Source organism: Alteribacillus sp. JSM 102045, assembly GCF_041949975.1.
Classification (GTDB): Bacteria; Bacillota; Bacilli; order Bacillales; family Marinococcaceae; genus Alteribacillus.
The window spans coordinates 1-10,158 of sequence record NZ_JBHFQG010000063.1 but is presented as its reverse complement, the minus strand read 5'-3'; the positions used below and the strand labels follow the sequence as shown (position 1 = coordinate 10,158).

Sequence of the window (10,158 nt, the reverse complement as noted above, 5' to 3'; positions counted from 1 at the left end):
ATCATCACCAAATATTTCTTTTGGCATGCAGTAGGAACAGCGAAAATTGCAGCGATCTATGACAGAAATACGCAAGTCGCGCAAAGGACGGTCGAGCGTATCTGTAATGAAGTGTTTTTCCATTATTTCCCTCCTAAGAGGTAAAAGATATTGTGTAATGTTCCAGATATTATTCTTATATTTTTGTAATGATATATCAACTTTTACAGGATAATGAAAGCTTTTATATCATTATAAATATAGAGTGATCCTAAATGTTTTAATATTTCATTATCATTTGTTAATTATTTTATTATTTTAAATATTTAAATTGAGATTAGCAAGCTGTTATGGAGGAAAAGTACACAACCTTTTACTTTATCAGAATTAGGAAAGCCGAAACCTTACGGTACTGACCAGGAAAATAAACACACACTTTTATCTTTATAAAGGTTTACAAGAAAGAATAATGATGAGTTTGAGTTAATTAATTATAGTGTTAGAAAAAGTAAAATCCCCCTTACCATCCAAGGGGGTTGAATGTTTTATGTATGGGTCCGTACTGGGGCTTTAACCCTTACAAATAAAGCGATAAGTAAACACTGACCAATTATTCAACGGTGGGTTTACTATCAGTAAAGAATTCACATTTCCTCTTTTATAAAAACAGGAAAAATGTTTTTGTTTAAAATACTAGTTCGATGAATACCCCAACCTTTTGTATTAGTAACCCAGGAAAAGATAAAAACGTGTCTAAACCAGAAATTAATCAAATAGGAATCTAGTTTTTAAAAAAGAAAAAACCTCAATTAGTAGATCTTATCTTGTCTTTTATTTCAATAACTATGATGTTTATAATTATTGCAAAACCTAAAACAATGAAAACGGCATCAGATAAAAGGAATTGACAATAAAAATAGCAATCAAAGTTAAAATGCATGAAAGAATAAGTTGTAAATAATGTTTATGTTTCTGTTTCATAACTTTAATCCTTCTCTCCTTTATTATTTTCAACTAAAAAATCTATAATTTTAAGACGATAATTTTATTGCTATTGGAACTAAAATTGAAAAGAACTACAAATTTATTGCTATTGGAACTAAAATTGAAAAGAACTACAAAAAAGTAGAAAAATAGTTTCGACAGATTTTTTAATATTTTTACCAAAAATATGCATACATGGAAAATAAATTAAAATACACTGTGCCCATACAATACATAGCAAAGGAGAAACATATCATGGGGAATCTAGTATTAAAAACATTTATAGCAATTTTAGTATTAGCAACACTAAGTACAGTTAATTTACATCATGCATAAGCCCAAGAGACTGTGTTTTAGGCCCACCCATCAACCACAGACGACTATGGAGGAACTACATTTTCAACTACAACCACCATTACAAGAGATCAACTAATTGATATTAATACTTACTTTGAAAAACAAGCGACTAACGAGACGATACAAACCGGAATTGCGACAGCATTAGTTACTGCTCCACTTTCGAGTTACGCCTCAGTACCTGCTGGCATTGCAGTTACCATACTTACAGAATACTCCGAATCACAAGGAGATATTGTTAGTAACGCATTGATAAACAATGTTAAAAGTAATTACACCGTTACCCTTAATTATAAGTACAAACAGGTAGGGTCCAACGATGGATATTATTATATGGATTCAATAAATATCTTTTAGATTTGCTATTCCAACCTTTTTTCTAAAGAGTGTCACATGTACCTTGCGACACTCTTTTATATTTTTTCCTTAACTATTGTCCTCTGTTAACTGATATCCTTGCACTTGTCCCTTCCTAACCAAGATTTCTCTGCCACCTATTTTACTACATCCATAAAATATATGTATTTTTATTTATAAGCAATCAATTTCTACTATTTTCTATTATAATAAGAAAACGTTCCGTAAAGATTTGTATTTTAAATTAAACGTATTACCAACATGCCATCTCATCGCGAAAGAAAAAGAGGGAATACTTCTTTTTTCTCGTTTTTTATGCAAGGACATGACATTATTTATTAAACAGCTAGTTATGGGAGTTACATATTTTTTGATGATAAAATAAAATTCTATTATTCTGGCTACCTACTTTATAAATAAAAAGGATTTTCTTTACAAGTCTAGAAGGTATATGAAGTCTTAAAGAAGGAATTTCTTATGATCCATCTAGGGTCATATGTATGTCTTCGAGGCTGGACGTCATTTTTTATAGGGGGATAAAAGTGTTTAAATTCCGCAGATTAAAACTTTACATTTCAATAATGCTGGCTGGAGCGACTTTAACTTCACCAACAATCGGTGAAGCAGCTTTCGGGGATCAAAATTTGTATAAAGGTATGAGGCACAGTGATGTTGTTGATCTTCAGGATCAACTTAAAGCCATAGGTTTATTTCAATATCATACATCCACAGGATACTTTGGGTCCATTACATACCAAGCTGTAAAAGACTTTCAGCGTGAACAAAACATTCTAGTGGATGGAATTGTTGGTCCACAAACTTTTTCTGCATTAAACAATCGCCAATCAACGATTGAGCCTAATCAAATTTTACGTTTAGGAAGCAGAGGACAAACCGTTGTTAACCTTCAGAATCGTTTGAAACTGATGGGATTCTATCCATTTAAAGTAGACGGTATATATGGTTCGAATACTAAAAAGGCAGTCATTGATTTTCAGAAGACTCATGAATTATTAGTTGATGGTATCGCCGGTCCACAAACTTTGAAAGAAATTGAATATCAAAGAGAAAAACAAAAAGAGCAATCAAATAACAATTCTGGACAACGATTAACGGGGGAAGCCCTTGATTAAGGTAAGAAGTGTAGAAACAAAGGACATTTACTTCATGTGCCCATGCTTGTCAAATTTATATTTAAAGTGAATTGTTAATCGATAAAAATGCAGAGGAAAACTATCGGAATATATCCTGTATAAGTTCTGGCCTGCTCTCTCATTGGGCACCTTAATCCAATTCCATTCCTATGTAATTACTTTCTAAAATATAAAACCATCCACGACAGCATTAAATAATTCAGCCCACTTCCTCCAAAACGTTTATCATATGTAGCAAAAATAAATAGACTAATTATTTTTGTAACCTTCTTCAGACGATCACACTACCATTCTTACCTGTCAAAAAGGCCATTTTCACATTTGTTTGTAAGTTTAGTCTTTAATCAATCTCTTATCCATTCATCTCTCTAAAAGAAAAGTATAGCTGACGTAATTGCTAGTACTAGCGCTGTTAAAGGGACATCTATATTAAGAACAAAAGCGCAAGCGCCCTGGTCAGCCTCGACAGGTAAATGTTCTCTAGTCACTAAAGGCGCTCTTACTTCCACAGGATGTGCTGACTTTTGCGTTGCGAACACGATGTTCGCGATTCTAGCAAAAGTTCCTTAAACCGTCTTGGCCTCCGAGAGGCTGGGCGCTGAAGCTAGACGCGGATCAAACAATATGGAGATAGTTATCCACAACTTGTAAAAACATAATTTCCTAAACAACAAAAAATACAGGTTTATACCCAGTTTTATCAGTTAAGCCCATCATCGTTAATCCTGTTAATCTTGTGTTCGACACGATTAAGACGTTTGATAGTAATAGTTGGACCGTGGAATATTAAGAATGCCAATAACCAACACCGTATATCCTTTGGCAATCCAGACTTGAGCGACTTCTATTTTTTCAGCAAGTGAGCTTTTTTATGAGATCACATAGAAACAGAAGAAAAGGTTTATTAAAAATTTTAAAGGTGTCTCTGTGACCTGCTACAGCTAACTCATAAGTTTTTTAAAATTTGATGTGTTGCACTTTTTTCAAGCCCTCGTCGATCGTCAGTGCTCCATCCCATGCACAGGCTTTGTCTGAATAGAAGGACGATGATAGCGTGGCTTCTTGTTTGGTCAAACCGTAGGACCTGACTAACGAATAACAATTTATGTATGGATTAGTAAAAATCAAAAGCGCCTATTCAAAGGGTAGGCTCTAACTTCCATTGGAAGAGCACCTGCTACTATCATACGAGGAGGGACTATTTACATTGAAAATGATTGAAGATAAACATTTTATTCCTGTTCAGCCCGAAATGGTTTATAAAACGGAAGATTATCTAGAAATTAAACCGAAAAGCAAAAACATTGCATTATATTATCAATTTAAAGTTAAAAAAGGAGCCACTAATACTTTTTCAGTTCTCCCTGATGGTTGCTTTGATATACTATTTTGCTGTAGTCCAAGTAAGCCTTGTGCATTTCTTTGGACGAGTCCACTTAAGCGTACTACTCCTTATCTTGCAGATGGATGTGAATATTTTGGTGTTAGATTTTTTCCTGAACAGAGTGTTATTAAATTAGAGTACTCAATGAGCGAGCTTTTAGCCAAGAAAATTCCTCTAATTGATGTTTTTGCCATGGATTCTTTTATTGTGGAGAAAATAGGAGCTGGAAAGTCTATCGATGAAAGAATAAAATTTTTTGAAAAGTTTATCGAAAGTACTGTTTCTGAATTTAGGTATGATAGAAATATTGTCGAATATTCTATCAATAAGATTTATTCATCAAAAGGGACTATTAAGGTCAACCGACTATCGGAGGATACTGGATACTCAACTCGGTATATACGCAATAAATTTGAATTTTTTATTGGGTTTTCACCTAAACAATTTATTGAAATTGTCAAATTTCAAAATTCTATAGATATGATTTTGAAAACAAACGATTACAAATTAACAGATATAGTACATGAAAATGGATATTATGATCAGTCGCATTTTATTAAAATGTTTAAAAGACTGGCCCATTTACCTCCATTTCAACTAAAAAAATCTATAGAGGCTCTCAATATTGAGAATTTAGAAAAAGGGCAAAGGGGCTGATGAATGAAGCAGGAAGCTGTTTTTAATTTAGATTGTTTAAATCTTCCATCATAGGGGGATAGGGTTGACTGGTATTGTACTTAACACGAACCCATTCCACCAAAAGATAATGCAAGGAGATTCATCCCTTACTCTCGAAGGTAACTACAAGTATATTTGTCTCAAGCATAGAATGAGGCGATGACAGGATTATAGTCACAACAACATCAGTTGTTTGACCTTCCCGAGAGTCACTAAAGAGTCTCTAAGTTATATAAAACTTATAGACGACTCGGGGAAACGCTTCTTTCAGATGTACTTTCCATACCGTTTGAAAAAGTCAAGAACTTACCAAACTATTAACTTCTTCTGGTTTACCTAAACTGACCTAGAAAAACGAGATAATAAAAAAACCTAGGCTGCTATGCTCCTCAATTCCATTGGAGTATGGCAGTTTAATTTATAAAATCACAAATTGAAGAGTTAATAATAATAATTTAAAATCATATGGAAAACTAAAAAAACACCTTCTTGTAAAATCTTGGACTTAAGAGATTAATATTCAATCTATTTTCAATATTCCGATTTTTACAATACAACGGTTGTAACCAACCTTATGATAACCATAAATCTACTTTTAAAAAGTTTAGTAGATTAAAACTTATTATAAAGGGGTCGGAAAATTTGATTAATAATGTAGCTCAGGTCAAGCATCCATTAGAACCGTTAACGGCGGAAGAAATTGAACTTGCAACAAAAATAATTAAAGAGCAAAAAAGTATTGAAAAAAATTATCGATTCACTAACGTATCATTAATAGAACCCCCAAAGGATGTTGTTTTAAATTTTAATAAAGGTGATTCGTTTGATCGAAAGGTGTTCTTCATTCTTCTGAATAAGTCAGATGCTAAAACCTACGAGGCCACCGTGTCTCTACAACAACAAAAAATTATTTCATGGATCCATGTTCCAGTTGTTCAACCTAATGTTATGTTAGAAGAATTCTTTGAGTGTGAAAAAATATTAAAAAATAGTCCGGATATGAAGGTTGCCTTACAAAAGCGGGGTATTGAAAACCTTAATCTTGTCATGCTCGACCCATGGTCAGCAGGGAACTTTGGACATGCAGAAGAAAAAGGTGTTCGCCTTGTACGTGCGCTCTGCTGGTATAAAACTTCTAAATTTGATAATGGATATGCTCGCCCAATTTCGGGTCTCTTTGCCTATATTGATCTTAATAAAATGGAAGTTGTTAAAGTCGTTGATAATAAAAGCATTCCTCTACCGCCTCTGGATGGTAACTATACTGCTGATTCGGTTGAAAAATATAGAGATGACATTAAACCACTGGATATTATTCAACCTGAAGGACCAAGCTTTCAAATAGACGGCCATGAAATTGACTGGCAAAAATGGAAGATTCGATTCGGATTTAATGCACGTGAAGGACTTGTTTTGCATACTGTCAGTTATAACGACGATGGAAGAGACCGTCCTATTCTTTATCGAGCTTCATTGTCAGAAATGGTCGTTCCTTACGGTGATCCTACAGAGCCTGTTAATCGGAATAATGCATTTGATGCAGGTGAATACGGCATTGGAATGCTTGCGAATTCTTTAGAGTTTGGTTGCGACTGTCTAGGTGAGATCCGTTATTTTGATGGCGTCTTATCAGATAGTAATGGAGATCCAGTCGTAATTACAAATGCAATTTGTCTTCATGAAGAAGATGACGGTATTTTATGGAAGCACACGGACTGGAGAACCGAAGAAGTTGAGGTTCGACGCTCACGACGTCTAGTCCTTTCAAGTATCTCGACTGTCGGAAATTATGAGTATGGATTCTACTGGTATTTTTATCAAGATGGCACCATCGACTATGAAGTGAAATTAACAGGTATTCTGCATACATCTGCCATTCCCCCAGAGGAAACATCAATTTACGGTAAACTTGTTGCTCCACAACTGCTCGCACCTCACCACCAGCATTTCTTTAATATGCGTTTGGATATGATGGTGGATGGAATGAATAATTCCGTTTATGAGGTGAATACCGAAAGTGATACGGTGGGTCCGCACAATCCTTATAAAAATGGATTTATAGCAAAATCCTCACTTCTAAAAACAGAATCTGAGGCAAGGAGAAATCTTAAGTTAGAAACAGCACGGTATTGGAAAATCGTGAATCAAGAAAAGAAAAATATCATCGGTGAACCTGTTGGCTACAAATTAATCACAGGAGAAAATACATTTCCTTTTGCTCATGACGATTCCAGTTTAATAAAACGAGCAGGCTTTCTAAAAAACCATTTATGGGTAACCCCTTTTCATCAATATGAAAAATATGCTGCGGGAGATTATATTAACCAGCATGAGGGTGGAGAAGGATTGCCAAAGTGGACTAAAGCTAATCGATCTACTGAGAATACCGATATTGTTGTATGGTATACAATGGGTCATCACCATATTTGCCGTCCAGAGGATTGGCCAGTTATGCCTGTTGCTAAAATGGGATTCAGTTTAAAACCCCTGGGGTTCTTTGATAGAAATCCTTCTCTTGACGTTCCAGCTCCAAAACATAATCATGGTTCACACTGCAACCATAACTAATTTTTAAATTAGTAGGGATTATTGGTTAATCCCTACTAATACTTTAAAAAAATGATTAATGGATACGTGTTAGCAAAATTAGTAGCTTTTTTAGTAAATACTTAGGATTTGGCTATGATTGAGTGGATCTGTTAAGGCAATAATCGGATATATATTTTATCAATATAAGAGTAGGAGGGATCACATGTCTCATGATTTTATTCTTGCTGGTCAATGGACATGGAACACTTCATTACTAACAGGGCTTATTTGTATAGCCATCGTATATGCATTATTGGTAAAGCACTTTACAAATATTAAAATATATTATAAACAACCACTTCTCTTTTTTTTCGGTTTAGGCTTATTATACTTTATTATGGGTAGTCCTCTATCATCTTTAAGCCATCAATCATTCAGCACACACATGGCTCAAATGAGCATTTTTTATTTTATTGTCCCTCCCTTTTTACTACTAGGGATTCCTAATCTTTTGTTTCAAAAAATATGGGAAACTCCAATAGCTATAAAGATAGGAAAATTACTCTTGCCGCCTATCATTGCTCTAAGTGCCTTTGCAGTATTGTTTTTAATGTACCATTTACCATTTGTCTTAAAGGTTCTTTTTCAACATCCTTTATTTCATAGCGGGTACACATTAGTGCTTTTGGTGTTATCTTTTAGGATGTGGTGGCCAATGATAGCAGCACCTGACTCTAGTAAACCTATTTATAAGGAACAAAAAAAACGTTATGCATTTCTGAGTGGACTTATACTAATGCCAGCTTGTCTTCTATTTGTCGTGAATGGCTTTGTTGGTGGCATGAATACTCCCTTTTTTTCATCGTTTACTACTAATCTACCTCATCATAGTTCCTCTTCTCCATTCAACACACGGTTTGACCATTTTGCTGGTGGGATCCTCATGTTGGGAATTCACAAATTTGGCTTAATGTTGACATTTCATATTGGAAATAAAGTACCAGATTATAATAGTCATACTATGCCAAAAAAGGAATTCAAGGATGACGATGTAGAAGAAAAGGGGGGATAAAATAATGACGAGCATAGTTATCATGAATGAAGTAAAGATTATTGAAACATCTGTTGAATATAATTTAACTGTCCATGTCAAGACGTGAGAAATTGATTAGGATAAGGAAAGAGCGATTTAAAAAATTTCCTTAAACGGATTATTGATAATAGAAAACAATGAAAAGAAACAAAGACAGTGGAAGAGATGGATTTATGAATTGATTTCCTTCCAATAAATTTTTGTGTTTTATTGAATGTTTTCAATTGGGATATTAACTCTCCCATAGAAATAACGAAGACACGGTTCCCTTTATAAATTGCTTCAACCCAAGTCCTATAGCGAGGTGGGTTTTTCCGACACCCGGAGGTCCTAGAAAGATCAAATTGTACGACTGCTCCATCCAGGAGAGTTCCTTGAGCTGATTCATTTGCCTGTTGCTTAACGAAGGCTGCCCATCCATCTCAAACATGTCTAGACTTTTTTGGTAAGGAAACCTTGCCCATTTTAAATGTTTTTCTATCATCTTTTTTCTTCCCGACGTTTTTCTTCATAAGTAAGAAGTTCATGCAGAAACTCTTGATAGGCCCCAAGAATGAGTTTGTGTAATAATTTTTAAATGACTTTTTTATTTAAATTCTACTAAGAAACTACCTTATTCAATAAAAATAAGACAGCATCCTGATCTGTTTTATAAGAACAGGCTCGTTAATTATATTATTTCTCCGGTTGAAATGTTTAACAATTGCTTTCCATCTACCCTCACTCCTGCAGTGGACGCATCATAAAGTTTAAAGAAGCTTCTTTGTGATCACCCTTATCTTCTAATCTAGTTATTAGTTCATTGCGAAACCCTTCAGCAACATCCGTTTTAAGCCACTCGTCACCTCCAAAAAAAACTTGCGTAATGAGGGTATCATGACCTTCCGCTTCAAACATGATATGAAGGTGGGCCGGACGCATAGGATGATGATCCATATACTCAAGGAACTCTCCAGTAGGGCCATTGGTTGGAATGGCGTAAGGGACAGGAACGATATTTTTTACTTTAAAATCACCATTCTCATCTGTATGAAAGTGTCCTCTCAGATTGAAGTCTGGTGTGCATCACAGTCAAAGTTCGAATATTTTGCTGAGTTATCATTTTGCCAAAATTCTACTCGTGTGGTAGACAGAGGTTTACCTTCTGTATTGCGGACGTTTCCTTTAAAATACAACACATCTCCCGGTTCATTCGGCCTCTGGGTTAATACAAATGGCTACCAGGTTTTCTTTCTAAATGTGGAGATCCTTCTACATAGTAAGGTCCTAATATTGAAGGTTGGGTTCCTGGCATATCAGTGTACATAGCTTGTAACACATGCGTTTCAAGAAATACGTCGGCATATAGAGGAAGTTCACCTTTTCTTCCTTAATGATCCGCCCAATTCACAAATTTGGTTTACTCTTGGTGGTTCAGTTTGGCTTCTTCCAAAAATTCTTTCATGTGTTTAATAAACATGTTAAATACTTCCTTCTACTTGTTCATTTTTTTTAATGAATTACTTGTGGGCATCCTATGATAGCGTAAGATAGTTTGTGTAAGTTCCTTGAGACAAAAAAAGAGGTAGGGTATCCTCAGAATTAACGACCAAATCAACTCGAGAGGAGATGCCCTACCTATGTCTACTAGTATAGGACAAAAT

General features: G+C 34.7%; 6 protein-coding genes and 2 pseudogenes. 4 read left to right on the top strand and 4 right to left on the bottom strand.

The genetic code is table 11. From position 1 onward, the window contains the following. Nucleotides 1-123, bottom strand: a pseudogene (locus tag ACE1TI_RS21120) (GTP 3',8-cyclase MoaA); the annotation flags it as partial. A gap of 2,096 nt (nucleotides 124-2,219) precedes the next feature. Here ACE1TI_RS21120 and ACE1TI_RS21115 point away from each other — a divergent pair. The 4 genes from ACE1TI_RS21115 (at nucleotide 2,220) to ACE1TI_RS21100 (ending at nucleotide 8,494) form a co-directional block, all read left to right on the top strand. Continuing rightward, a complete protein-coding gene (locus ACE1TI_RS21115; RefSeq protein WP_375009496.1) occupies nucleotides 2,220-2,810 on the top strand; it encodes a peptidoglycan-binding domain-containing protein in 591 nt (196 codons plus the stop codon). Between the two features lie 1,234 nt (nucleotides 2,811-4,044). Then, the gene (locus ACE1TI_RS21110) at nucleotides 4,045-4,872 is read left to right on the top strand and encodes a helix-turn-helix domain-containing protein (protein WP_375009498.1); all 828 of its coding nucleotides are present in this window, start codon (nucleotides 4,045-4,047) and stop codon (nucleotides 4,870-4,872) included. A gap of 663 nt (nucleotides 4,873-5,535) precedes the next feature. After that, on the top strand, nucleotides 5,536-7,461 hold the full coding sequence (locus ACE1TI_RS21105; protein ID WP_375009495.1) for a primary-amine oxidase: 1,926 nt from the start codon (nucleotides 5,536-5,538) through the stop codon (nucleotides 7,459-7,461). Between the two features lie 184 nt (nucleotides 7,462-7,645). Continuing rightward, nucleotides 7,646-8,494 (top strand): cytochrome c oxidase assembly protein, encoded by an 849-nt coding sequence (locus ACE1TI_RS21100; RefSeq protein ID WP_375009494.1) that lies wholly within the window; start codon nucleotides 7,646-7,648, stop codon nucleotides 8,492-8,494. A 218-nt stretch (nucleotides 8,495-8,712) separates the two neighbouring features. On the opposite strand, the pseudogene ACE1TI_RS21095 reads toward ACE1TI_RS21100, so the two are convergent. The 3 genes and pseudogenes from ACE1TI_RS21095 to ACE1TI_RS21085 all read right to left on the bottom strand — a co-directional run. Further along, nucleotides 8,713-9,058: pseudogene (locus ACE1TI_RS21095) on the bottom strand (ATP-binding protein); the annotation flags it as partial. Nucleotides 9,059-9,235: 177 nt separating this feature from the next. Then, nucleotides 9,236-9,562 (bottom strand): dioxygenase family protein, encoded by a 327-nt coding sequence (locus ACE1TI_RS21090; RefSeq protein ID WP_375009497.1) that lies wholly within the window; start codon nucleotides 9,560-9,562, stop codon nucleotides 9,236-9,238. Continuing rightward, nucleotides 9,559-9,693 carry a dioxygenase family protein gene (locus tag ACE1TI_RS21085; RefSeq protein WP_375009492.1) on the bottom strand — a complete coding sequence of 45 codons (135 nt, stop codon included), beginning with the start codon at nucleotides 9,691-9,693 and terminating at the stop codon, nucleotides 9,559-9,561. The genes ACE1TI_RS21090 and ACE1TI_RS21085 overlap by 4 nt, the downstream gene beginning before the upstream one ends. Between the last annotated feature and the right edge of the window lie 465 nt (nucleotides 9,694-10,158).